Annotated in this window: 22 protein-coding genes; 11 read left to right on the top strand and 11 right to left on the bottom strand. The window is 63.2% G+C overall.

Features of this window, described 5'->3' with window-relative positions; all coding sequences use genetic code 11:
- Nucleotide 1: 1 nt before the first annotated feature.
- From BBF93_RS09805 to BBF93_RS09795, 3 genes are all read right to left on the bottom strand, one after another.
- Entirely contained in the window at nucleotides 2-1,801 is a 1,800-nt protein-coding gene (locus BBF93_RS09805; RefSeq protein ID WP_114105773.1) for an NAD(P)/FAD-dependent oxidoreductase, read from the bottom strand.
- A 104-nt stretch (nucleotides 1,802-1,905) separates the two neighbouring features.
- The gene (locus tag BBF93_RS09800; RefSeq protein ID WP_114105772.1) at nucleotides 1,906-2,802 is read right to left on the bottom strand and encodes a J domain-containing protein; all 897 of its coding nucleotides are present in this window, start codon (nucleotides 2,800-2,802) and stop codon (nucleotides 1,906-1,908) included.
- Complete coding sequence (locus BBF93_RS09795; protein ID WP_114105771.1) at nucleotides 2,792-4,501, bottom strand: molecular chaperone HscC; 1,710 nt, start codon at nucleotides 4,499-4,501, stop codon at nucleotides 2,792-2,794. The genes BBF93_RS09800 and BBF93_RS09795 overlap by 11 nt, the downstream gene beginning before the upstream one ends.
- A 118-nt stretch (nucleotides 4,502-4,619) precedes the next feature.
- Between BBF93_RS09795 and BBF93_RS09790 the strand changes: the two genes are divergently transcribed.
- Nucleotides 4,620-6,590, top strand: coding sequence for a PhoX family phosphatase (locus BBF93_RS09790; RefSeq protein WP_233349069.1), 1,971 nt, complete (start codon nucleotides 4,620-4,622; stop codon nucleotides 6,588-6,590).
- A 21-nt stretch (nucleotides 6,591-6,611) separates the two neighbouring features.
- Here BBF93_RS09790 and BBF93_RS09785 read toward each other — a convergent pair whose 3' ends face one another.
- Nucleotides 6,612-8,138: an META domain-containing protein gene (locus BBF93_RS09785; protein ID WP_114105769.1), complete on the bottom strand. Its 1,527-nt coding sequence runs from the start codon at nucleotides 8,136-8,138 to the stop codon at nucleotides 6,612-6,614.
- A gap of 230 nt (nucleotides 8,139-8,368) precedes the next feature.
- On the opposite strand from BBF93_RS09785, the gene BBF93_RS09780 reads away from it, so the two are divergent.
- Complete coding sequence (locus BBF93_RS09780) at nucleotides 8,369-9,109, top strand: Crp/Fnr family transcriptional regulator (protein ID WP_035596910.1); 741 nt, start codon at nucleotides 8,369-8,371, stop codon at nucleotides 9,107-9,109.
- A 25-nt stretch (nucleotides 9,110-9,134) separates the two neighbouring features.
- On the opposite strand, the gene BBF93_RS09775 is transcribed toward BBF93_RS09780, so the two are convergent.
- The 5 genes from BBF93_RS09775 to BBF93_RS09755 form a co-directional block, all read right to left on the bottom strand.
- Complete coding sequence (locus BBF93_RS09775) at nucleotides 9,135-9,644, bottom strand: hypothetical protein (protein WP_114105768.1); 510 nt, start codon at nucleotides 9,642-9,644, stop codon at nucleotides 9,135-9,137.
- Between the two features lie 122 nt (nucleotides 9,645-9,766).
- The gene (locus BBF93_RS09770; RefSeq protein ID WP_114105767.1) at nucleotides 9,767-10,852 is read right to left on the bottom strand and encodes an MBL fold metallo-hydrolase; all 1,086 of its coding nucleotides are present in this window, start codon (nucleotides 10,850-10,852) and stop codon (nucleotides 9,767-9,769) included.
- 140 nt (nucleotides 10,853-10,992) lie between these two features.
- Entirely contained in the window at nucleotides 10,993-12,288 is a 1,296-nt protein-coding gene (locus tag BBF93_RS09765) for a tetratricopeptide repeat protein (RefSeq protein WP_114105766.1), read from the bottom strand.
- A 102-nt stretch (nucleotides 12,289-12,390) separates the two neighbouring features.
- A complete protein-coding gene (locus BBF93_RS09760; RefSeq protein ID WP_114105765.1) occupies nucleotides 12,391-13,035 on the bottom strand; it encodes a hypothetical protein in 645 nt (214 codons plus the stop codon).
- Nucleotides 13,032-13,916 carry a ParA family protein gene (locus BBF93_RS09755; RefSeq protein ID WP_051612446.1) on the bottom strand — a complete coding sequence of 295 codons (885 nt, stop codon included), beginning with the start codon at nucleotides 13,914-13,916 and terminating at the stop codon, nucleotides 13,032-13,034. Before BBF93_RS09755 ends, BBF93_RS09760 begins: the two co-directional genes overlap by 4 nt.
- A gap of 309 nt (nucleotides 13,917-14,225) precedes the next feature.
- Here BBF93_RS09755 and BBF93_RS09750 point away from each other — a divergent pair, with 309 nt between their 5' ends.
- The 9 genes from BBF93_RS09750 (at nucleotide 14,226) to BBF93_RS09710 (ending at nucleotide 22,420) form a co-directional block, all read left to right on the top strand.
- Nucleotides 14,226-15,500 (top strand): phage portal protein, encoded by a 1,275-nt coding sequence (locus BBF93_RS09750; RefSeq protein WP_162786494.1) that lies wholly within the window; start codon nucleotides 14,226-14,228, stop codon nucleotides 15,498-15,500.
- A gap of 37 nt (nucleotides 15,501-15,537) precedes the next feature.
- A complete protein-coding gene (locus BBF93_RS09745; protein ID WP_035596924.1) occupies nucleotides 15,538-16,410 on the top strand; it encodes a DnaJ C-terminal domain-containing protein in 873 nt (290 codons plus the stop codon).
- Between the two features lie 63 nt (nucleotides 16,411-16,473).
- Nucleotides 16,474-16,887, top strand: coding sequence for a DUF1761 domain-containing protein (locus tag BBF93_RS09740; RefSeq protein ID WP_035596927.1), 414 nt, complete (start codon nucleotides 16,474-16,476; stop codon nucleotides 16,885-16,887).
- 64 nt (nucleotides 16,888-16,951) lie between these two features.
- The gene (locus BBF93_RS09735) at nucleotides 16,952-17,278 is read left to right on the top strand and encodes a PepSY domain-containing protein (protein ID WP_035596930.1); all 327 of its coding nucleotides are present in this window, start codon (nucleotides 16,952-16,954) and stop codon (nucleotides 17,276-17,278) included.
- 29 nt (nucleotides 17,279-17,307) lie between these two features.
- Nucleotides 17,308-17,991 carry a response regulator transcription factor gene (locus BBF93_RS09730; RefSeq protein WP_011646324.1) on the top strand — a complete coding sequence of 228 codons (684 nt, stop codon included), beginning with the start codon at nucleotides 17,308-17,310 and terminating at the stop codon, nucleotides 17,989-17,991.
- A 25-nt stretch (nucleotides 17,992-18,016) separates the two neighbouring features.
- On the top strand, nucleotides 18,017-19,444 hold the full coding sequence (locus tag BBF93_RS09725; RefSeq protein ID WP_114105763.1) for an ATP-binding protein: 1,428 nt from the start codon (nucleotides 18,017-18,019) through the stop codon (nucleotides 19,442-19,444).
- Nucleotides 19,441-20,037, top strand: coding sequence for a tetratricopeptide repeat protein (locus tag BBF93_RS09720; RefSeq protein ID WP_035596933.1), 597 nt, complete (start codon nucleotides 19,441-19,443; stop codon nucleotides 20,035-20,037). Before BBF93_RS09725 ends, BBF93_RS09720 begins: the two co-directional genes overlap by 4 nt.
- Before the next feature lie 53 nt (nucleotides 20,038-20,090).
- Nucleotides 20,091-20,516 carry a cytochrome c maturation protein CcmE gene (locus BBF93_RS09715; RefSeq protein ID WP_114105762.1) on the top strand — a complete coding sequence of 142 codons (426 nt, stop codon included), beginning with the start codon at nucleotides 20,091-20,093 and terminating at the stop codon, nucleotides 20,514-20,516.
- On the top strand, nucleotides 20,513-22,420 hold the full coding sequence (locus BBF93_RS09710) for a heme lyase CcmF/NrfE family subunit (RefSeq protein WP_035596939.1): 1,908 nt from the start codon (nucleotides 20,513-20,515) through the stop codon (nucleotides 22,418-22,420). Before BBF93_RS09715 ends, BBF93_RS09710 begins: the two co-directional genes overlap by 4 nt.
- Here BBF93_RS09710 and BBF93_RS09705 read toward each other — a convergent pair.
- Both BBF93_RS09705 and BBF93_RS09700 read right to left on the bottom strand, forming a co-directional pair.
- Nucleotides 22,395-23,948: a HAMP domain-containing sensor histidine kinase gene (locus tag BBF93_RS09705; protein WP_114105761.1), complete on the bottom strand. Its 1,554-nt coding sequence runs from the start codon at nucleotides 23,946-23,948 to the stop codon at nucleotides 22,395-22,397. The genes BBF93_RS09710 and BBF93_RS09705 overlap by 26 nt on opposite strands.
- A 33-nt stretch (nucleotides 23,949-23,981) precedes the next feature.
- Nucleotides 23,982-24,689, bottom strand: a complete 708-nt coding sequence (locus BBF93_RS09700) for a response regulator transcription factor (protein ID WP_114107044.1) — start codon at nucleotides 24,687-24,689, stop codon at nucleotides 23,982-23,984.
- Nucleotides 24,690-24,719: the final 30 nt, after the last annotated feature.

Here is a 24,719-nt window from a genome sequence, read left to right as displayed (position 1 = left end):
GTTAGCTGAGCTCCAGCCCTTCAAGCTCGCCGCTGTCCCGCCAGGCTTTCAGGATGCGGAAATAGGCGTTGGGGCCTTCGCCATAGGAGTTGTTCTGCGCGGCCCGGTCGCTCGGTTTGCCTTCATTATTGTAGTAGCCCGGCGTGCACTCTTCCAGAAACTGCTGGCGCATCACCGCTTTCTCGACGATCTGCTGCACCCAGGCGGCTTCGCCTTCCGGGCTTGCCTCGAAAGTCCCAGCTTGGCGGGCAGAGACTTCGGAGAGGATGTAGGCGATCTGCTCGGCCTGCTCGTCCAGCAGGTGAGGGTAGTTGGCGGTGAAGCCGGCCTGGCCCGGCCCCATCAGGAACATGTTGGGGAAGTTATTGACGGCAAGGCCATGCAGGCTGCGCATGCCGTCCGCCCAATGATCTTTCATGGTCACGCCGCCCTTGCCGACAGGATCATACCCCGCGCGGCGGGTATAGTCCGTGCCCACCTCAAAGCCGGTGGCGTAGACGAGGCAATCGACCTTGTATTCGATACCATCGACAATGATCGAATCCTCCGTGATCCGTTCAACACCCTGACCGCCGGTGTCTACAAGCGTCACATTCGGCCGGTTGAAGGAATTGAGATACGCATCATGGAAGCAGGGGCGTTTGCAGAACTGGCGATACCAGGGTTTCAACTTGGCGGCGATTTCCGGGTCTTTGATCACTTCATCGACGCGGGCGCGCACCTGTTCCATCTTCTTGAAGTCTGCCAGCTCGGCAAGTTCTGCCAGACGCTCCGGCGAGAGTCCCTTCTTGTCACCGGAACTGGCAATGAAAAGGATGTTGCGGATAATGTCCGTCCACCCGTCCTGCACAAGGTCCTCAGGCTCATAACCGCCGGACACCAGGGTATTGAAATTCTCCATGCGGCGGCGCTGCCAGCCGGGCTGCAGGCTTTTGGCCCAATCCAGATCGGTGGCGCGGTCATTGCGCATATCGATGGAAGATGGCGTGCGCTGGAACACGTAGAGATGTTTGGCGCCTTCGGCGAGATGGGGTACGCATTGCACGGCGGTTGCGCCCGTGCCGATGATGCCGACGACCTTGTCTTTCAGTTTCGTCAGACCGCCTGTGCTGTCCCCGCCCGTATACTGATAATCCCAGCGGCTGGTGTGGAAGCTGTGGCCCTTGAAGCTTTCAACGCCCGGAATGCCTGGCAGCTTCGGCCGGTTCAGCGGGCCGTTGGACATGATGACGAACTGCGCGGTGAAGCGGTCGTTCCGGTCGGTCATGATGATCCAGACCTTGCGGTCCTCATCCCATTCCATGCCGGTCACGCCCGTGCCCAGAAGTGCGTTTTCATAGAGATTGAAGTGTTTGGCGATGCGGGCCGAATGCTCGAGAATTTCCGGCGCCTTGGTGTATTTCTCTTTGGGAATGTAGCCGGTCTCTTCCAGCAGGGGCAGGTAGATATAGCTCTCAATATCGCAGGCCGCGCCGGGGTAACGGTTCCAGTACCAGGTGCCGCCGAAATCGCCGCCGGTCTCGATCATGCGGATGTCCTTGAAGCCTGCCTTGCGCAGGTGCGCTGCAGACAAGAGCCCGCCAAAGCCGCCGCCGATCACGGCCACCTCGACATGATCGGTCACCGGGGCGCGGGCCACGCGCTCCGTATACGGGTCTTCCAGATAATGGGCGAACTGGCCGGCAACATTCACATATTGCTCATTGCCATCCTTGCGCAGGCGCTTGTCACGTTCCGCGCGGTAGCGGTCGCGCAGCTGGTTGGGGTCAAATCCCAGATCAAGGGCGGCGTCGTCAGCCATGTGTCATTCCTCCCAGGTACGGATGCGGGATCTCTGCCCATCATTTCTCGTCCAATGAGAGAAACTAACCGCGATTTTCAGCCGCTAACAGCCGTCACCCTGCGTCAGCCACCAATCCCGGTCAGCGCGCGCAGCACCACGAAAAGCAGGATGCCCGCGCCGATATACAGCCAGGTATTGCTGCCATCTGGCGTGCCCTTGGGGTTTTCCGGGGTGCGACCAAGCAGCCGGTCAAGCTCTCGCTGCTTGCGCACCTCCTGGGGCATTTCATGCCAGTCCAGCGCCTCGCGCACGCGGCGCAGCCAGGCGTTCATGTGGCGCTCTGCCGGGTGGTTGGAGGGCTGGCGCACCCAGCCGAATTGTCCGTCCAGATCGTCAAACAGGCGTACCGTCAACCAGCCAGGCAGTTGCACATCGCCCGTCTCGGCATAATAGCCCGTTGCGTGGCAGAGATAGTTGCGCACCTGCCATTGCAGGGCGCGGTATTCATCAATCCCTTCCAGTTCTGGATGGTTGAACAGGGCATCAAGATCGGCGCGGGAGGGCGGCCCCCAGGGGGAGATCAGTGCCTCGTGCAGCTTCTGCATGGCCGCGTCGATGCGCCGGTCGAAATCGGTGGGGACGTATTCTTCTTCTTCTTCATCGAAATCTGCATCTTGGTCATCTTCAGCGTTCGGGGCCAGCGGGGCAGTGCGGGTAGCCGTATCTGACGCCTGTTCTGTCAGCGTTTCGCTGTGTCCGTCCCCTGACGGATCAGAACAGGCCTCCGTTCCGGTTTCGACTTCAGCGTCCTCATCATCCTCTTCATAATCTGCGGGATATTCTGCCCGCCAGCGCGCCTCCTGCCGCGCGCGCTCGAAAGCCTCGCGCAGGGCCATGAACGCCGCCCGGTCATCTTCGGGCCGGGTGACCTTCAGGCGCTCCGCATAGGCTTTGCGGATGTTGGCTTCGGTGGCGGTTTTCCGGTCGAGGCCGAGCAGGGTGAAGGGGTCAGAAGACATCCTCGCCCTCGAACCGGCTCAGGATTTCTTCGATCTGGGCGCGGGCATCCTGGATCTGGCGCTTGTCATGGGTGTGCAGCACCGCCTCGAACTGGGCGAGGATGTGACCGATATGCTGGCGCTGATCGCCGAGGCTGTTTTCATAGGCCGCGCGCAGGCGGGCGATGATGGCAGCGTTTTCCTGCTCGTCGCGCGGGTGGATTTTCAGGGCGGTGAGTTCCTTGAGGCGTTTGTCGATCTCGGCGCGGGTCATTGTGCCGGGTGTGCCTTCAATCACGAGACGGAGGGTTTTCTTCGTGGCCACCGGTGTGGCCTCCACCTCCAGGATGCCGGAAGTGTCGTAGGTATAGCGCACCTCCACCGTCTTGTCGGCCTTCAGGTCAGCGGGCAGGGGCACGCGCAGCTGGCCGATGCGCACATTATCGCGCACGAAGGGGCTTTCGCCCTGATAGATCATCAGGTTGATCTCGCGCTGGTGCTGTTCCAGCGGGCTGATTTCGTTGGCGCGGCTGGCGGGCACCACCGTGTTGCGCTCGATCAGCGGCGAGAAATGGCCCGGCTCCCACTGGTTCGGCCCCAGCGGCACGGAGACTTCGTAGCCGAGGGTGAAGGGGCAAACGTCTGTCATCACCACATCGTCAAGCGCGGCATGGCGGGCGGCGAGACCGGCCTGGACCGCTGCGCCAAGGGCGACGACATGATCGGGATCGATCGAGTGTTCCGGGAAGCGTTTGAACAGGCGTGTGATCAGCCCGCGTACGGCCTGCATGCGGGTGGCGCCGCCGACAGTGATGATGCGGTGCAGGTCGTCCGCCCGGAGGCTCGCGTCAGAGATGGCGCGCTGGATGGGCATCCGCAGGCGTTTGAGAAGCTCATCGGTGATCTCGTCAAACTTCTCCCGCGAGATGGAGACGGGGCGGGCCTCGCCCTTGATCACATATTCGCCGGTGGCCTCGGCTTTTTCCGAGAGCTGGTGCTTCAGCCGGTTGGCGAGGGCGCGCAGGCGGGCACCTTCCTCGCGGCTGACATCCTTGGGCTGGATGCCCAACTGGCGGCCGAGTTCTGTCGCCAGCGTATCTGTGAAATCCTCCCCGCCGAGAAAGGCGTCACCGGCCGAGGCTCGCACTTCCATCACGCCTGAGAACATCTCAAGGATCGAGACATCGAACGTGCCCCCGCCGAGATCGACGACGAGGAAGGTGGATTCAGCTTCCTTGTCCTGCAGCCCATAGGCGAGGGCGGCGGCGGTTGGCTCGTTGACGAGGCGGTTGACCTTCAGCCCGGCAAATTCGGCGGCGGTGATGGTAGCTTTGCGCTGGATGTCGTTGAAATAGGCGGGCACGGAGATGACCGCTTCTTCCACCTTGCGGCCGAGATGGGCTTCGGCATCGGCCCGCAGGCTGCCAAGAACCAGGGCGGAAAGTTCTTCCGGCCGGAAGGATTTCTTGCCCAGCTTCACTTCATGATTGGTGCCCATATAGCGCTTGAAGCGGGCGGTGGTGAGATCTGGATGGGTCAGTAGCCGGTCACGGGCGGCGCGGCCCACCAGCACGGCGCCGTCATCGCCATAACCCACAGCAGACGGCGTCATCACCTCGCCCAGCGCATTTGGCACCAGTGTTGGGCCATCCGCCTCGAATACTGCCACAAGTGAATTGGTTGTGCCCAGGTCGATGCCGATGATGGCCTTGTCGGACATGTGGTCTTGCCCCCGCGGGTATGCCTTCTGCACCCTTAGCGCGTCCGCACGCTCAGTCCAGCCGTCCTTTCACCCAGTGCCATGCCTCTGTTACAAAACTGTCCTATGGCGGGGGAACATGCACAAGAAGGAGGCCGCCCCTATGGCGATGATGGACGATAGCGAGAACAAGCCCGTAAACCCCCGCATTGCCGCAGGTGTGGCCACTATCGGCGATGTGATCGGCCAGCGGCTGTCTCGGCGCGGCTTTCTGGGTGGGCTGGGCGCGGTATCTGGCCTGGCGCTGGCCGGATGCGCGCGCGGCGGCGAGGCGCCAGGCCCGGTTGGCAGCCGGGAGGCGGTCAGCGCAGACATACCGGCCTTTCGCTTCGACGAAATCGCCCGAGGCATGGACGAGACGCATCATGTCGCGGAGGGTTACCGGGCCGATGTGCTGATCCGCTGGGGAGATCCGCTATTTGCTGACAGCCCGGTATTCGACCCGGCTAACCAGACGGCTGAGGCTCAGCGCCGGCAGTTCGGGTACAACAACGACTTCATCGGTTATGTTCCGCTGGAGGCCGACAGCGAGGGGCGCGAGCGGGCTCTGCTCTGCGTCAATCACGAATATACCTCGACCAACATCATGCTGCCGGGTGTGGCGGCTGGCTATCCTGCATCGATGACGCGGGAGCTGTGCGAAATCGAAATGGCGGCCCATGGTGGATCCGTCGTTGAAATCCGCAAGGAAGCCGGCGTGTGGAAGCCGGTAACAGACTCCTATTACAACAGGCGCATTACCGCTGATACGACCAAAATGAGAGTGAGCGGGCCAGCTGCCGGAAGCCCACGTCTTCAGACGACGGAAGACCCTACCGGCGTGGTGGTTTCCGGAACAATGAACAACTGCGCTGGCGGCATCACGCCCTGGGGCACATATCTGATGGCGGAGGAGAACTTCAACGGGAACTTCCTCGGCGAGCTGCCGGAAAATCATCCGGAGGCAGAGAATCACAAGCGTTATGGCGTTCCCTCCGGCTGGTATCAATGGGGCCGTTTCTTCGACCGCTACGATGTCAGCAAGGAGCCCAACGAGCCCAACCGTTTCGGCTGGATCGTTGAGGTTGATCCCACGGATCCTAACCATGTTCCGCGCAAACGCACCGCGCTGGGCCGGTTCAAGCATGAGGGTGCCGAAAGCGTTGTAGCACCTGATGGCCGCGTGGTGGTCTATTCAGGTGATGATCAGAGATTTGATTATGTCTACAAATTCGTGACCAAGGGGAAGTTTGAGCCTGGAAACTGGACGGTGAATGGCGACTTGCTGGATGACGGCACGCTGTATGTGGCGCGGTTTGATGCCGATGGCACGGTGGCGTGGTTGCCGCTGGTCTATGGAACCGGTCCGCTGACGGAAGAAAATGGTTTTGCCTCGCAGGCGGACGTTCTGATCGAAACGCGCCGGGCGGGCGACCTTCTGGGCGCCACGCCCATGGACCGGCCTGAGGACGTGGAGCCCAATGCCAAGACAGGTCGCGTCTACGTCATGCTGACCAATAATGACCGCCGCACGGAAGCGCAGGTGGACGCCGCCAATCCGCGCGCTTCAAACCGGTTTGGCCATATCATCGAGATCATCGAACCGGAGGGGGATTTCACCTCCGAAACCTCGCGCTGGGAAATTCTGGTGCGCTGCGGCGATCCCTCCATTGCGCCTGTTGGCGCGCTCTGGAACCCTCTGACTACGGATAATGGATGGTTTGCCAGCCCGGACAATTGCGCCATTGATCCGCAAGGGCGCCTGTGGGTTTCAACCGACGGCAACGAAGATTCCGGCGCGGCCGATGGCCTTTGGGCGCTGGAGACGGAGGGCGAGCGGCGCGGCACAGGGCGGCATTTCTTCCGTTGTCCCGTGGGCGCTGAAATGTGCGGCCCTCGCTTTAACGAGACAGGCGAAGCCCTGTTCCTGGCAGTCCAGCATCCGGGAGATACGGATGGCGCCACTTACGAGGCGCCCGGCACGCGCTGGCCGGACTTCCAGCCTGCCATGCCGCCGCGCCCAAGCGTGGTCGTCGTAACGAAACAGGGCGGCGGCCCGATCGGGGGATAAGGCCGTGCCTCTGCTTCAGTTTCAACGCCGCAGAAGCACGCGGTGGCCGCCTTCGCGCGTCAGTTCGAGGGCGCCATCAGCGGTGATGCGCCAGGCCATTTCGCCCTGCAGGGCGGCGGTGAACTTCGTTTCTTGATTGTTCAACGCCGGCGTAAGGCAGGCCCGGCGTGTCATGGCCAGTGGCGAGAAGGTGAGGCTTGTGCCGGTGGCGGTGTAACTGCCGCTGAGGTTGTTACAGCCGGTGGAACCGGAAACCTTACCGTCTTCAGTAAATGTCAGGGTAAGGACGGTGTTGTCGATCACTCCGCCACGGTTGAGGTCTTCCACCGTCCAGGCACCGCCGCCGAGTGTGGCGGGGTCGCCCTCAACGACGTCGCCTTCAGCCGGAAGCGGACGGGCCGTGAAGGAGACGCCATCTTCACCCCGGATAACGAGGTTCCCCAAGCTATCGATGCTTCCTTCGGTCTTGCCTGAGAGGATCGCGCCGAAAGCAGATTCCTGCTCCATCACACCGTCTGCCATGCAGGCCATCTTGGTCATACCAACCCCGGTGAAGGCTAGCTCGGCGCCCGTCTGCGCATAACCGCCGAAGAAGCGGTTGCAGCCAGTGGTGCCATTGATCTTGCCGTCAGCCTCGAAATTGATCTGCGGCTCGCTGCCGGCGACAACAGCGGTGCCCCCCATTGTTTCGACCTGCCAGCGGGTGCCCGCCAGCGGTTTGAGGCCGGAGGGAGTCAGTTCTATCTCGGTGCCATTCTCACCGGTGAGGATGACTTTGCCGTCGGCGCCGGGGGCAAAGGTGGCTGTACCCTTGAAGGCGGCGTAAAGCGCGCCTTCCTGCGCGCCCGCTCTGGGATCAAGACAGGCCATCATGGTGGAGATGAGGTCTCCGAAGGTTATCTTGCCATCGCTTTCGCCAAAGCTGCCGCCATAGGTGTTGCAGCCGCCAAAGCCGCCGACCCGGCCATCTTCACCGAATTTGACAGTCATCGGGCGCTGGCCGGAGACTGGCTGACCGCCAATGGCGGATATGCGGTAGTCTTTGCCGGTCAGTTTCAGTATGGCGGGCGCTTCAGGGGACGGAGCGGCGGGCGCGGGCGCGACCTTCACCATCACCAACGTTCCGGCATTCACGCTGCCGCTGACAGCCTCAATCTGGTGAACGGTATCGGTGGTCCAAAGGAGGGTGCCATCCGGCCCGGTGACGGTGGCGCGCAGGGTATAGGTGAGGCGCGGGTCGAGTGTTTGATTGACGCGCAGAATGAAGTTTTTCGGCACGCCGCCATCATCCAGGCTGTCCGACCAGTCTGCCAGCGAAATGGCGGGCGCGTCGGCACGGGAGGTGTCTGACAGTTCCACCTTGAGAACAGAGCCCTTAGGGGCGGCCATCCGCTCGCGATAGGTGGCAGAACCGGTCACGGTCAGCACGGCGGCTTCCTCTTGCGGGGACAGGGCCGTGGGCGGTGTCTGACAGGCGCTGAGTATGGGCGCGGCCGAGATGAGAAAAAGCGGTACGAGCGCCGCCTTGTAGAATTTTCCATATGCCATTCAGGCCTCCCTTCGGATCAACTTGCCGGATATCCGGACCGGCTTGCGCCTGCCGCTGCGGCAGATTCCCCGAAGGGATGGCATCAGCAAGGCGGCATTATGGCAAGCCTGACGTCCTCTTACTCTACGACACGGCTGGCTGGGTGCGGAAGGCCGTTTCCATGCCGGTGGAAGCTGCTAATCTCTCCGCTGAGGGTAACAGACTGGCGCATACTGGGGAGGTATCGCCGATGAAGACAACCAGTACGATCGACCTGCAGCGGGGCCGATGGTTTTCGGCTTTGCCGGAGGCGTTGCAGGAAGAGATTTTGCAAAACGCTACGCGGCAGAAGCTGCGGCGGGGCAAGCATGTGTTCCGGCAGGGAGATCCCCCCAGCGGTATCTATGGCCTGGTGGGCGGGGAAGCCCAGATCATCGGTACAACGCTTGCCGGGCTCGACATTCTGGTGGCGGTTTATCGACCGGGCGACTGGACGGGCTTTCTTGCCTGCGTTGACGAGGGGCCCTACACCTTTTCCGTGATCGCCAGCCAGCCTTGCGAAGTGATGCATCTGCCGCTCGCGGCGGTGAAGCGGCTGTTCCTGTCAGACGCCGAGAACTTCCGCCGCTTCGTATTGCCGGAGATGGCCTCCATCCGGGCGATCTATTCGCAGGTGGTGGAAAGCCTTGCCTTTACGCCGCTGCAGCGGCTGGCGCGGCGCCTGATTGATCTGACGAGCGAGCCTCATGGTGGGCGGGCGACATCCTCCTTCATCAGCCCGGTGACACAAGATCAGATCGCCCTGTCGATCATGGCATCGCGCCAGTGGACCAACCGTCTTCTGCAGCATTTGGAGCAGGCGGATGTAATCCGCATTTCCCGCAGCCGGATCGATATTCTCGATCGTGCGCGGCTCAGCCAGCTGGCGGTACATGGCGAGAGCGGGTTTACCCTTGCCGAGACAGCACCGGGACAGGCCTCGCTGGTTTGAGCCGGCGAGGCCTGGGGCCGGAGGGTTAGTGCGCGTCGGTGACCTCGGAGATTTCGCCGAGGGTCTGGCCGCCGCAGGTGATGGTCACGCGGCTATAGCTGCTGCCGGCGAGGGGGCCGGTATAGTGGACTTCCTCGGTGGCGATGGCCATCGTGGCGGGCTCTGTGGGCGCGACCGGGATGAGTTTCAGGTTGAGAGCGGGGGTCATCGAGCGGTCCATCGGCCCGACCTCCCAATTGAAGGTATATCCCCCTGATCTGACATCAACCTTGCCGATGACATGCACTGTTGGCGAAGCGTCGGGGCCGGGCATCCGGTCGATCCAGGCTTCCCAGTCGCGGGAGTCCAGCACGGCGCATTCTTCGGCCGGAGCAGCTTCGGGCGCCGGGGCCGATTCCGGGGTGACGGACATCTCTTCTTCAGCTGCCTGAACAGGCGGAGGCTCTGCGGCGGGGGTCTGTTCGGCAGGGGGCGCGCAGGCGGCGAGAATGATTCCGCTGGCCGCAGCCAGGGCAAGGAGGCGGAGGCTGGTCATGTGATTTCCCTTTGTTTCAGGCTTCCCAAGGATAGCCCTACTTGCGCGGGTAACGTGTCAATTTGAGGACAGTTCCGGACAGATACGGACAAATCCGGTCAGTACCAAGCTATCAGGGGTACTCACCTGGTCACGGTTTTCTTGTTCAACCCACCGGCAGCCGGAAGCGAATAGAGCGTACCGTCCTCGCCGATATCGATCTTGCCGGAATAGGCCGCACCCGTGCCCTTCAGGAAGACAGGGTAGAGCAGCTTCGACGGGAGCGGCGGGACGATATGGTAGATCACCAGCCGCTCTACGCCGGCAGCCTCAGCGGCGCGGGCGGCGTCCATTGGAGAGGCGTGATAGTCCAGAATGTCGGCAAACACCTTTGACAGCGGGGCGGCGCCCGCCTCGCCGGCCGCCTTTGACATGGCGGCGACCATTTCCGCGTTCAGTGCCTCATGGAAGAGAATATCGGCACCTTCAGCCACGCTGACAAGATTGTCCGAATACACCGTATCGCCGCTGATGACGGCCGATCGGCCTTTGTAATCGATACGGAAGCCATAGGCCGGCTCGACCGGAGAATGATTGACCAGAAAGGCGGTGATCTGAAGGTCGCCCTCTTCCAGCAGCATGGCGCGGGCGCCGGGGCCGGAGGGTAGGTCGATTACCTCCGGGGCAAGGCCATAGCCGGCGGGGTTGGCAACAGCAGGGCCGTGGTGCGCCGTGCGGTAGGTGCTGTCGATACGGTACGCCGCGTTGAAGCCATCGGTGATTTCGGCAACACCGATAGGACCCGCGACGGGCAGGGGCGTGGACCGGCTGCCGCCGACCCAGGCGCCGACCATGAGTTCGCCAAGGCCGTCAAAATGGTCCGAATGCAGATGACTTAGATAGAGCTTTTCGGTACGGCCTGTGGGAAACCCCATGCGTGTGAGCCGCCGGATGGAGCCGCCGCCAACATCGAAAATGAAGGCGCGATCACCCGCCAAGACGCCAATACAGGGCCCCGCGCGGGCAGGGTCCGGTAAGGGTGATCCGCTGCCGCAGAGATAAAGGTGGAGGCCATCGGGAAGGGCGGCGGAGGGGTCTTTCCCAACATTATCAGCCACGGCGCGGCGGAAGACCGCCTCGCCGATCTGGACCGCGAAAACCTGCCGCGCCGCCAGCAGCGACAGGACACTGACGGCCAGTGCGATAACCACCCATTTCACGATCCGCATATGCCCCTCCCACGGGTGTTTTTTGTGGGGAGGTTGGAGCATATGACATTATTCGTGTCAATTGTTTTGAGGGCGTGGGGTCAGACTGGAGGGGTGGTCCCCCCGCGCGTAGCGGCGCAGGGGGGGATTAACCGAGCCGCCTATCGGCAGACCTTGGCGCTGGTGTTGCTGCCGCTCATGACGCAGTGGGCGTAGCGGTATTTCTGCTTGGTTTCGGCAGAGATCTGCGAGGCGCTTTTCATGGGCGGGGGCGAGAAGGAGGGGCTGCTGGCGGAGTAGCGGGGCGCGGAGGAACCGTAGAGGGCTTTCCAGCGTGCATCGGCCATGCCGGGCTCGTTGGTACCGGTGCCGAACGTTCCCTCAAGACCTGTTCCGCGGGCAGACATTTCTGCGTCAGCGGCGGCGCGGACAGGGCCGGACTGGAACCAGAGGGCGGCAGCATAGAGATCGTTTGTGGCGACCTGATTCATGCGGCCGGCGGCCTTGGCGGCAAGGATGGCTTTCTCGGCGAGGTCTTTGGACCGGGCAGAGTTGATCGCAGCGGAAACCGCATCGCCATAGCGGCCTTCGGCCAGCGGTGTGTCGATCATCGCGTTAAGGGCGGCCATTCTTGCTTCGTATTCGGCCAGCTCGCGGTTGTAGGTTTCCCATTCTGTTGCGCGGTCGCAGGAGTCTGTGTGGCCCTTTTTACAGGCGTGGCGGAGATAGGTCGCGCCGATCTCGTATTCCTCGATATCCAGATAGACGCCGGCGACATTGCGGCAGTGTCCGCCGACATTGTGCTCGTCGCAGCCGATCATGGAATAGGTCAGGCCCTTCTGCGCGTCGAAGGTGGCCGCGTCAGGATCAGCGTAGACGCGGGCGGCTACATCGCACCCCATCAGATCGTGATACTTGTTGCAGGTGCGCTCGGCGAACCAGCCGGCGTTCGCCATGTTGACCATGGCCGGATATTTGCCCTCGCTGCCGTCCCAGCCCCAATAGAGCCCCCAAAAGCAGGGGCCGCGCACGCCCGCCTCGCAGCCGGCCTTGGCGGTGGCGACGGCCTTGGCGAAATCATGGGCGGGCGAGGTGGTGCTGAGGCGGTGGCCGATACTCTTGTCGCAGCCATCGACATGCCCCATCGCGCAGGCGCGCTCCATGTACTCGACGCCCTTGACGACATCCTTGGGCACGTTGCCATCGCCGTTGGTATAGAAATAGCCGGTGGTAGTGCAGCCATCGGGGATGCCCATGTCGCAGGATTTCAGGAAGAAGGAGGCGGCTTTCTGCTTGTCTTCCGGGGCGCCGATGCCCTGGGCGTATTCGGCGCCGGTGTAGAAGCAGGCCTCTGCGTCACCGGCGGTGCAGGCGGGTTCGGACTCGGTCTGAGCGCTGGCGGGGGCGGCAAAGAAGGCGAGGGTGGCCGCTAAGGCGGCGAGGGTGAGAAGGCGCATGAGGCAGGCTCCCTATGTGAGTGCGGGATAGGCGTGCCTTGGGTGTTAGGGAGGTTTTCAGGGTGGGGGCACCCCCGGTTCCGGGGGGCTGGCCCGCAGGGATCAGGTGCGGAAGGATTTGCGGCCGAAATAGGCGCTGCCGGGCGGCGGCGGCGGGGGCGGACTGGTGGAATCCGTTTCGGTTTCCTCCTCGGTCGCGGTTTCGGTATCGTCCGTCAGCCGAACGGTGCCTGCGCCCCAAGCGTCTTTTTTCTCTTCCGATTCCGGCTCCGTTTTGGGTTTTTCAGCGGCAGCCTCTGGCTTGTCTTCCGCAGGAGGTGGAGGAACGTTGTCGGATACGCGATCAAGCAGCGGCCGGGGCGGCGGCTTGATTTCGGCCTTTGGCTCTGTTGCCGGCTCTTGCGGTATTTCTGGCAGCTTTAGCGCCGCGAGCAGTTTGCGCACATGCGCGGCAGCGGCCGACGCGGTGGAGACTTCAAAGTCCGGTACGCGCTTGTCCAGCCGGCGGGCGAGCTGGCGAGCCTGATGGTGGGTGAGAGATTTGAGCTGGACGTTGAACGCCTCTTCACCGATGGCGGCGCGCACCTGGGCGAGGGTTTCCGGCGTCTGGCCGGCCGAAAGCAACAGCTTCTTGGCGATCATGCCGGCGGCGGCAGCCCAGTCCTTGTCGGAGACGCCGAGCGTTTCCTGAAGGCGGAGAAGGGCGTTGACCGCCTGGATGCCGGACACTTCGCCGTCTGCGGTCATGCAACCTTCTCCCGAACTTCGGCGAGAAGCTGTTCGATGATCTGGAGAGCTTCACCCGACCATTTGGCCTGCAGCGTCGGCTCCGGTCCCAGCTCGATGGGGTTGGAGGCAAAGCCGGGCTTCATCGGGATCACGGTCTTGAACATCGCAAATTCGGTTTCCGCCGCAGTGGACGCTTCCCGCATCGCGCCGAGCACAACCTGCTGATGGGAGGAGCCATCATAGCGGGTGGCCAGGACAACCGGGAGCGTTTCGATATCCCGGTTACGCAGATTCTTCATGATGTCGCCAGTGAAGAGGTCGAGCCCCAGTGTGGACATGAAATCCGGGATTGTCGGCACGATGATCAGATGGCTGGCCGCGAGGACGGTTTCGGTCATCACCGAGATGCCGGGCGGGCAATCGAAGAGGATGACATCATACTGCGCCTTCAGGAGGTTCAGATCGTCCCGCAGGCGCTTGCCGACCTGATTCTGCAGGGCCTCCATGGCATAGCCCTTGGCGGTCAGCTCGAAGATCAGTTCGCGCTCTGTCTTCCGCAGGCGCGGTGAGGAGGGGATGAGATCCAGCGGCAGGGGCTTGCCCTTGAAGGTGACGTCGCTGGCATCCGTGATGATGAATTCACCCAGACGGCGCTGCTCGTTCGCGAAGAAGTTCTCCAGCAGCCAGTCAGAGATGGTCATATAGTCGTTGATGGCCTCGAACAGGTGTTCGTCGCCATTGTTGCCGAAGATCAACAGCGAGGCATTGGCCTGGGTGTCGAGGTCAATCACCAGGGTGCGCATACCCGAAGCCGCGAAGGCCTCCGCGAGGCTGACGCAGGTGGTGGTTTTGCCGACACCGCCTTTGGAATTGGCGATCGAAATGACGCGGGCAGACATTTTGCGTTTCTGTTCCTGTCTCAGCTCAGAGCCCCCGGCTCTTGCCAGATTTGGGGGGACAAGGCCACCCGCTATCCCTGCTTTTGAACACCGCCACCGAATAAAAAATCGTCAATGATTCAGGGGGGCAGCGCGCCGAGCCTGCAGAAAGTTGTGCCGGCCAATCCGGCAGGGGGCTGCGTGCGCCGACAATCAGGACTGTCGGAACAAGCCGGCAGTGACCTGAGGCGCAGACCTTCGACGTGGAATTGGCCATTCGCAAAATCAAGGCAGGCGCTGAAATCGGCGGGCCATCTTGAATGGCCGTTGGTGGCGCTGAGTGAGCCGCTCGCAGCAAGCTGGGGCAGCCGTGAGGCAGGCGCGCTGACGCGGGACGGATACCTCAAGAACGCGGTGGCCTATCGCTGTGTACGCATGGTGGCCGAGGCGGCGGCGTCCATTCCGCTGAAATCTGGCCATGAGGGTGTGGCGCGCCTGATACGTCAGCCGATGCCGGAAGCGGCAACCGCTGGCTTTGTGGAAGCTGTGTATACGGAGCTTCTGCTGACGGGGAACGCGTTCGTCGAGGCTGTGCGCCTGCCGGGAGAGACTGCCGCGGCGGCGCTGGCTCCCATCCGCACGGGCCGGGTGCGCCCTGTGAAGGACGCTGCCGGCTGGGTAGAGACCTGGGCCGTAAAGGGCCAGGGGCGGGAGCGGCGCGTGGGACGCGAGGCGAGCGGCTGGTGCCCGATGATGCAGGTGAAGCCTTATAATCCCGCCGACGAGGCGATGGGCTTGCCCCCGCTGGCCGCGGCGCGCCGGGCGCTGGATCTGCACAATGCGGGGGCAGACTGGGCAAAGGCCCTTATCGACAATGCGGCCAAGCCTTCGGGCGCGCTGGTGTATGGCGGGGGCGGGCGAATTCCGGCTGACCAGTTTGACCGGCTGAAAGAGGAACTGGCGCTGAGCTTTTTCGGGGCGGGTAATGCGGGGCGGCCAATGCTGCTGGAGGGCGGCCTGCAATGGCAGGCGCTGTCGCTTTCTCCTGCCGAAATGGATTTTCAGGAAACGCGGGCGATGGCGGCGCGGGAGATTGCGCTGGCACTTGGTGGGCCACCGATGCTGCTGGGGATCCTGGGAGATAATACGTATGCGAATTATCGTGAGGCGAACGCGGCCTTCTGGCGGATGACCGTTCTGCTGGCGCAGCGCTTTGCCGGAGCGCCTTCCTGTTGGCTGGACGAGCCGTTTGGCGAGGATATCGACGTGCGGCTGGAGCCGCTGGGCGAGGCGACACATGCCGTGTTCGAGCACCGGGCGGGCTTGCCCCGGAAGCCCGTGCGGCTGGCAGCGCCGCCCGGATTTGTGCGCGGGGCAAGAGCGGGGGCGGGATATGCCGGATATTGGGATCTGCCCGATCCGGCACGGGCGGCAACCTATGCGATGGAAGCAGACTTCGGGGCGGGCTTCGCAGAGCGCACGGAAACGGCGCTGACCGAGGCAGCGTGGCCTGCAGGCGCCTTTACCTTGCGCATTGCCGAAACAGGGACAGACGGACGCATCGGGGAATGGCTTTCAATCCCGGCCGGATCACCTTACCTGTAAGTGCTGGAACAGTTTTAGCGTTTCGAAGGAGCCCTCTGTGGCGCTCGATCCTTACAAGGTGCTCGGTGTGCCGCGAACGGCGACCGAGGCCGAGATCAAGAAAGCATACCGCGCCAAGGCCAAGGCGCTGCACCCTGATTTGCACCCCAATGACGAGAAGAAGGCAGAGGAGTTCAAACAGGCCTCTGCCGCTTTCGCCATCCTCGGCGACAAGGAGCAGAAGGCAAAGTTTGACCGGGGCGAGATCGACGGGGACGGAAATCCGCGCGGCTTTGCCGGCGGTGGGCCAGGCGCGGGCGAAGGATTTCCCGGTGGGGGCGGGTTCCGCTGGGAATCGCGGGGCGGGGCGCAGGGCGATCCGTTCGAGGACATTCTCTCCGGCATGTTCGGCGGTGGCGGGCGGCGGCGCAATCCCGGCCCGATCAAGGGGCGCGATGTGCGCTACCGCGTGGAGATCAGCTTTGAGGATGCCGTGACCGGCGCGCGGCGGCGTATGACGATGGCTGATGGCAGCGCGCTGGACGTGAACATCCCGGCCGGTATCACGACCGGCCAGGTGCTGCGCCTGAAAAGCCAGGGACAGCCCTCGCCCACGGATGGCCCGCCCGGCGACGCGCTGCTGGAGGTGGAAGTAGCAGGCAGCCCGGTCTGGACCCGCGAGGGCAATAATCTCCGCATGAGCGTGCCGGTGGATCTGAAAAAGGCGGTGCTGGGCGGAAGTGTGGATGTGAAAACGCCTACGGGTTCGGTGTCGCTGAAGGTGCCAGCGGGGTCGAATACCGGCGCGCAGCTGCGCCTGAAGGGCAAGGGCGTTCAGGTGAGCCCGCCGGGAGACCTCTATGTGCGGCTGGAAATCGTGCTGGCAGACCCGAAAGATGAGGGGTTGAAGCGCTGGGCGGAGGGCCGGTAGGCCGGCTCGACTTACCTGCTTGGCGGGCGTACGCTTTCCTCAGGCTTCTCTGGGGAGGGACATATGCCGGAATCCGGAATTATTGCAGGCGACAATTGGCTTGCCATACTGGCGGCGGCAGCGGCGATTTATGCCATCGGCTTTCTGATCTACGGGATGTTCTTTTCGGGGCTCTGGCTGAAGCTCTCTGGCTATAGCCGGGAGCAACTGACACCCCACATGTGGAAGATGGCGATTTCGCCGGTGATGCCGATTCTCACGGCGATTGGCCTTGCCATCCTGTTCAAGCTGACGCGGGTGGATAATCTGGCGGTTGGGGTGGTGCTTGCAATCCAGATATGGTTCTTCATTGCCATGCCTGTGCGGCTGTATGCCTTTGTTTACAGTCCGGAAAAGATTGGACTCTTATTGATGGATGGTGTCCATCTGCTGCTTGGTTTCCTGGTGGCGGGGGCGATCATCGGAGGCTGGCGGTAAGGTGACTGTCGCTGAACTGTATCATTCACTTCATGTTCAGAGCTGGAGCGTCATAGGGGGCGGTATGAAACGCATTCTGACGATATTTGCCCTCTCGGCTCTGACGATTGCCCCCGGCGCGATGGCGCAGCAGGGCGGCAATCCCTGGGCGAGCCAGTTTTCCCCCGGACAGGCCCGCGAGGCCGTGCGCGAGGGGAAAACCGTGCCGCTGAGCAAGATATTCCAGCAGCTGAAACGCGAATATGGCGGCTATCAGCTGGGCGCGGAGCTTTACTCCCGCGACGACGGCACCACTTTCTATGAAATCGACTGGATGACGGAAGACGGCCGCAAGGCGCATTTCACCGTGGACGCGCAGAGCGGCTCGGTGATGAACCGCCGTGGCGGCTAACCGTTTGAAAGACTTGCTGGAGAAGAGACATGCGTATCCTGGTTGTTGAAGATGATGCAGACCTCCGCCGGCAGCTGGCCGATGTGCTCTCGCAGTCCGGCTATGCCGTAGACCTTGCCGCCGATGGCGAAGACGGCCAGTTCTTGGGCGAGACCGAGCCCTATGACGCCGTGGTGCTGGACCTGGGCCTGCCCAAGATCGACGGGGTGAGCGTGCTGAAAAGCTGGCGCAAGGAGGGCAAGACCTTCCCGGTGCTTATCCTCACCGCGCGCGACCAGTGGAGCGAGAAGGTGTCAGGCTTCGATGCCGGGGCCGATGATTATCTGACCAAGCCCTTCATCACCGAGGAGTTGCTGGCACGCCTGCGCGCGCTGCTGCGCCGGGCGGCGGGCCATTCGGCGGCGACGATCGAATGCGGCAAGCTGATGGTGGACACCCGCGCCGCGCGCGCGACGGTGAATGGTGAGCCGATCAAGCTGACGGCGCATGAATACCGCGTGCTGTCTTACCTGATGCACCATCAGGGTCGCGTGGTGCCGCGCACGGAGCTGGTCGAGCATATCTATGATCAGGATTTCGACCGCGACTCCAACACCATCGAGGTCTTCATCGGGCGCCTGCGCCGGAAGATCGGTCAGGACCGCATTCAGACCGAACGTGGCCTTGGCTACCGCCTGATCGTGCCTGAGGACGAAGCACGCGTTGCAGGTTGACGCCGAACGCGGCTAGAGCTCGCTGATGAGTGAGGTCTCCGCCCCCAAACGCAGCCTGATTGACCGCTGGTCCAGCGTTTCGCTGGCCCGGCGCGTCATGATTGCAGCGCTTGTCTGGGGCCTGCTGGTGCTGATCGGGGGCGCTGTGGCGCTCTCAGCCATTTACCGGGCGCAGACGCTTTCCCTGATCGAGGACGACCTGGAGCAGACGCTGGTGACGCTCTCCCGCGAGCTTACGCGGGAGGACGCGTTCTTGGCCGATGGCCGGGTGACTGATACCAATCGCAACTTCTTCTCGAACGATTCCCGTTTCCAGACGCAGTATTCCGGGCATTACTGGGCTGTGGTGGGGCTGACACCGGACGGCGAGATTGCCGGAGATTTCCGTTCGCGAAGCCTGTGGGATGAAGCTGTGCCGGTGACGCCGGAACTGATCGCGCGCGCGGTAGAGCTGCCGGGGGTTGCGCAGTATGCGAACTATCCGGGGCCACTGGAGCAGGTGTCACGCGTGGGGGCGATGGCCATCATCGTGGAGAACCGTTCGACACCGCTGGTGTTGATCGCTGCGGCAGACCGCACACCCAACGATGCGGCCGCGACGCGCTTCCGCGATATGCTGCTGGTGACCATGATTGCCCTGTTTGGCGGCGTGTTCGCGGCGATGGTGGTGGCTGTGCGCTACTCGCTGAACCCTCTGCGCAGGCTGGAAACGGATGTGGCGAAGGTGCGCGAAGGGGAGGCGGTGAAGCTGGCCGGAGACTATCCGGCGGAAGTCCGTCCGCTGACGGAAGAGCTCAACAAGCTGATCGAGCACAACCGCGAAGTGGTGGAGCGGGCGCGCACGCATGTGGGCAATCTGGCACATGCGCTGAAGACCCCGCTCGCGGTGCTGCGCAATGAGGCCAAGGGCGGATCGCAGCTGGACGATGTTGTGCGCCGGCAGGCCGAGGCGATGCAGACCAATGTAGAGCATTACCTAAAGCGCGCCCGTATGGCGGCGCGGGCCGAAGCGATTGGTGTACGGACGGATATTCGCCCTGTGCTGGATGGGCTGGCGCGGATGCTGAACCGGTTGTTCGATGCGCGCGGAATTGAAGTGACTGTTACTGGCGCGGACGCCGCGATTTTCCGGGGGGAACAGCAGGATTTCGAGGAAATGGCCGGCAATCTGATGGAAAACGCCTGCAAATGGGCGGCCAGTGAAGTACTGGTGACCATCCGTGACAGTGGCCGCGAACTGGTCATTACCGTAGAAGATGACGGGCCGGGCCTGACGCCCGAACAGCGCGCGGGCGCGATGAAGCGCGGGGTGCGGCTAGATGAAACAACGCCGGGGACTGGGCTTGGCCTCTCGATTGTTACAGAATTGGCCGAGCTGCATAAGGGCAGTTTCGAACTCGGCGATGCTGCGCTTGGCGGCCTCAAGGCAACCCTCAGATTTCCCAGGCCATGAAAGCTTTGAACCTCATCATTCTCGGCGGCTGTCTCGCGCTTGGCGTGGGCGGCTATCTGCTGATCGGTAAGCCCGGCATGGCGGACCAGCCTATGGCCGAGAGGCAGGTGGCGCTGGCAGAGAAGGTGCGGCTGGACCCGCAATCGCTGACCGAGGGCGAGATGCTTTCCCGGCTGGAACAGGCGGTGATCGACAAGCCGGACGATCCGCAGCCGCATTATTTCATCGGCGAAATGCTGCGCACGCAGGGGCGGGCCGAAGACGCGGTGCGGGCGTATCAATCGGCGCTGCGCCGGGATCAGGACTTTGTGCCGGCGTTGATCGGGCTGGCCGATGTGCTGACCCAGCTGGCCGAAGGGGGCATCGGGCCAGACGCAACGCGGCTCTATGCGCGCGCCTATCAGCTGGACGAGACGCAGGTGAGCGCCGGCATGCGCGCGGCCATGGGCGCGGCGCAGGCGGGCGACCAGGAAAAGGCCGAGCAGGCCATGCGCTATATCTATTCCCGCCTGCCGGAGGACGATCCGCGGCGGGAGCGCTTCCGGCCGATGATTGAAGCCATCGGACAGGAGGCCCCGGCGGAGTCGGAATAGCGCTGCATCTGCCGCACTCCCCAATCGGGGCGGGGCAGCTTATAAACTCTGTTATGCGTGCACGGACCCGACGGCTTTATACTTTTGGCATCGCCGCCCTTCTCATTCTGGCGGCGGCGGCGCTGGCATTCTTTGCGCTGCGCGAGAACGCAAACCTTTTCTACACGCCTGAAATCCTTGCGGAAAAAGGCCTTCCGAAGGAGGGGCGTGAGGTGAAGGTTGGCGGTTGGGTGGAGCCGGGCTCGCTGACCTATGCCGATGGCGGGGCAACGATGCGCTTCACGGTGATCGACAACAGCCCGAACACCATCACAGTCAGCTTCACCGGCGTGGCGCCAGACCTCTTCCGCGAGGGACAGGGCGTGGTGGCAACCGGTAGGTTTAGCCCGGAGGGCGAGTTCACCGCGCGTCAGCTGCTGGCCAAGCATGACGAGAATTACCAGCCGCGCGAGCTGAAACCGCTCGAGGCGGGCGGATGATCGAACTCGGCCATTTTTCGGCCTTCCTGGCGCTGGGATTTTCTTTGGCGCAGGCGGTATTCGGCCTGAAGGGAGAGCGGCGTCTGGCCGGGCTGGCCGCCGTGGCCGGCTTCGGCGTGATGGCGCTGTCTTTCCTGATCCTGATCTTTGCTTTCATGCGCTCGGATTTCTCCGTGGCGCTGGTGGCCAACAATTCCCACACACTGAAGCCGATGATCTACAAGATCGCCGGGGCGTGGGGAAACCATGAAGGCTCGATGGCGCTGTGGTGTCTCGTCACCATCGGCTTTGGCGCGATTGCCGCCGCTACGATGCGCACGGGGCGAGAGACCTTCGAGGCGCGCGCGCTGGGCGTTCAGGGGATGCTCGCGGTGGGGTCGCTGGCGTATCTGCTGTTTGCGTCCTCGCCCTTCCTGCGGCTCGACCCGGCGCCGTTTCAGGGGGCGGGGCTGAACCCGCTGTTGCAGGACCCCGCGCTCGCGCTGCACCCGCCGATGCTCTACCTTGGCTATGTCGGCTATTCCTTCGTGTTCGCGCTGGCAGCGGCGGGCCTGATGGAAGGGCGGATCGACCGGGTGTGGGCCAAGGAAGCGCGCATCTGGTCACTGGCAGCGTTCGCGCCGTTGACGCTTGGCATCGCGCTCGGCTCCTACTGGGCCTATTACGAACTCGGCTGGGGCGGTTGGTGGTTCTGGGACCCGGTGGAGAACGCCTCGCTGATGCCCTGGCTGATCGGGGCGGCGCTCTTGCATTCGGTGATCGTGACGGAAAAGCGCCAGAGCTTTGCGGCCTGGACGGCGCTGCTGGCGGTGCTTTCCTTCCTGTTCTCCATTCTTGGCGCGTTCCTTGTGCGCTCCGGCGTGCTCACCTCTGTCCACGCTTTTGCCGTAGATCCTGAGCGCGGCACGCTGCTGCTTCTGGGGCTGCTGGCCTATGGCGGTTTTGCCCTGGGCCTCTTCGCGATGCGGGCGCCCTCGTTGACCGGGGGCAAGCCGTGGCAGCTGTTCAGCCGCGAAGGCGCGCTGATGGCGAACAATGTCGTGCTGATCGTCGCGACACTGACGGTTCTGCTGGGCACGCTGTTCCCGCTGATCGCCGAGGCGTTCGGGCGGACGATTTCGGTGGGCGAGCCCTATTTCAATCTGACTTTCGTGCCGATCCTTGTGCTGATCCTGATCCTCCTGCCAGTGGTTCAGGCCTGGGCCTGGGGCAAGGCGGACCTGAAGACCTGGACCCGCTGGGCGATGGGCGGGGCGGCATTGACGGCGGTGTTCCTGCTGCTGGGCGCTGGTGTGATGAGCATTCCGCTGGGCGCGGCGTTTGGCGTGGCGGTGGGCGTGTGGCTGGTGTTCGGCGGCGTCTGGGAAATGAAGCGGCGGGCGATGACGCTCAGCCGGGTGTTCAAGATGCCGGCGCGCGTCTGGGCAATGACGCTGTCGCATGTGGGGCTCGGCCTGTTCGTGATCGGCGCGGTGATCGAGACCAGCGGGCGCTATGAGGCAACACTGGCACTGGCCGAGGGTGGCACGGGCACGGTGGCGGGGTGGGAAATCACGCTTAAGGAAGTGCGCGCGATCGAGGGGCCGAACTGGTACGCCGACAAGGCCGTGCTTACTGCACGCAAGGGCGGGTCGAGCGCCGAGCTGCTGCCGATGAAGCGCTTCTATCCGGCCGCGATGATGCCGACGACGGAAACAGCCATCCACAAGACCGGCACCGGTGACCTCTATGTGGCGCTGGGCGAACAGCGCGAAGTGGAGGGGCAGGCGCGCTGGGTCTTCCGGGTCTATTACAACCCGATGGTGGACCTTCTCTATTTTGGCGTGGTGCTGATCGGCCTTGGCGGTCTGCTGGCGATGTGGCCGGAGAAGCGCGCGATCAAGCCCGCGGCAAGCGAAGCGTAGCCTTCAGGCCGGGCCGTTCCGGCGGCCCGTTTCCGCTGTCCAGGATCAATTCGCCCCGGTGCAGCTCTGCCACCGATTCCACCAGCGCGAGGCCGAGGCCGGAGCCGGGCTGCGTGCGCGCAGAATCGAGACGGTGGAAACGCTGGGTAACCTTGTCGCGCTCTTCCAGCGGGATACCAGGGCCGGAATCGATGACCGTCAGGTCGATCTTGCCGTCAGGTGTCCGGCTGGCGGAGAAGCTGATGCTGCCGCCTTCGGGGGTGTATTTCACCGCATTGTCCAGCAGGTTGGCGAGAGCCTGGCCGATCAGGTCCTTGTCGCCAAGGATGACGAGGTTCTTCGCGATCTGGCTTTTGAAGGAGAGGTTGGCTTCCTCGCAGGCGGGGTCGAACAGTTCGGCAAGTTCTTCTGCCAGGGCGCTGAGGTCCATCCGGGCGAGGGTGCCCTCCGAGCCGGCATCGAGACGGGCAAGCCGCAGGATGGCGTTGAACGTGTCGAGCACACGGTCAACTTCCTGAAGCGTGGTGCCGAGGGTTTCGTTTGCCGCTTCCTCTGACAGCGGCTGGCTGAGGGATATTTCGAGTCGGTTGCGCAGGCGTGTAAGGGGCGAGCGCAGGTCGTGCGCGATGGCGTTTCCGGTGTGGCGGGAGGATTCCACCAGCTTCTGGATCTGGTCGAGCATGGCGTTGAGGCGCTGCGCCAGTCGGTCAAACTCGTCGCCGGTGCCGCGCACGGGCATACGCCGGCCAAGTTCCCCGCCCATGACCGCTTCGGTGGTCTTGGCGAGTTCATCGGCGCGCTTGGCCGCGCCGCGGGAGATCAGCAGGCCACCGGCCAGTGACAGGATCAGCGCGATGGGCAGGGCTACATAGACCGCGTTGCGGATACGGCCCACGATAACGGTCTGCTGGGCGGTATCGAAGGCCACCATAAGCGCGCCGCCATTGTCGCGCAGGCGCACGATGCGGCCCGCTGCCGGGCGCAGGGCGGTCGTGCCATCTGCCTGGGGAAGTTCGAAATCGAAGTAGACTGTCTTCATGCCGGCGGCGGGTGGCTCCGCAGGCAGGCGGGGGAAATGCCCGGCGATCTTCCGGCCAGACGAGTCTTCCAGATAATAGAAGAACTGTGAGCCCGAGAGGGTCATCCGCTCGAAGACCGACTGGCTCAGGCGTTCCATGCCGCCGGTATAATAGGCATTGGCGAGCTGTTCGAATTCCACCGTAATCCGGTTTTCGGACTCGGCGCGGATATAGTAAACCGTTGAATAATATAGATAAACAAGCAGCGCGCCGGAAAAGGCCGCGATGATGGCCGAATAGAGGATGGTCAGCTTGAAGGTAGTGGTGCGCACGAAGGCCGGCATGGCCTTCTTGATCTGCGCCATGAAGGGCAGGCTGGACCACGCCTTGCCCAGGCCCCGCCAGCCGGCGCGCATGCCTTTGCCTATAATCCGCAAGGGGCGCAGGACCTGCGCCCGGTCAGGCACCCTGGGGGCCAGCCATGCGGGAAGTTGGAGCGGCGTTTTCATGGCGCGTTAGGTGCCAGCGCCGCTCCAAAAGGTCTAGCCCTGGCTCTGCAGCCGGTAGCCGGCGCCGCGAACGGTCTGGAGCAGCGGTTCGGCGAACTCCTTGTCGATCTTGGCGCGCAGGCGGGAGATGTGAACATCGATGACGTTAGTTTGGGGGTCGAAATTATAGTCCCACACCTTTTCGAGCAGCATGGTGCGCGTCACCACCTGGCCGGCATGACGCATCAGATATTCCAGCAGGCGGAACTCGCGGGGCTGAAGATCGATCTTCTTGCCCGCGCGGGTGACCTTGCGGGTGAGGAGGTTCATTTCCAGGTCGCCGGCCTTCAGCACGGTCACCGGCGGCTCGGCGCTGGTCTGGCGGCGGCCGAGGGCTTCGACACGGGCCGCCAGTTCTGCCGGGGCAAACGGCTTGGCGAGATAGTCCTCAGCGCCGGCCCGCAGGCCCTGCACCTTGTTCTGAACATCGCCCAGTGCGGAGAGGAAGAGGGCCGGGGTGGTGCCGCCGGCTGCGCGGAATTCCTGCAGCAGGGTCAGCCCGTCCTTCTCCGGAAGCATCCGGTCCACGATCAGGGCATCGAACTCCGAAGCCCGTGCCCGCGCAAGACCGGAGGCGCCATCAGCGACGCGCTCCACCTTGTGCCCGGCATCGGCGAGCACCTTTTCGATGAAGCTCGCCATTTCATTGTCGTCCTCGATGACGAGAACTTTCAGCGATGCTGTGGATTCAGTCTCGACCATGCTGGTCTCCATCAACGTCATGTTGGCTCC

The sequence above is a fragment of the Hyphomonas sp. CACIAM 19H1 genome (assembly GCF_003325995.1).
GTDB lineage: Bacteria > Pseudomonadota > Alphaproteobacteria > Caulobacterales > Hyphomonadaceae > Hyphomonas > Hyphomonas polymorpha.
This window is presented reverse-complemented; position numbering and strand designations above follow the sequence as displayed.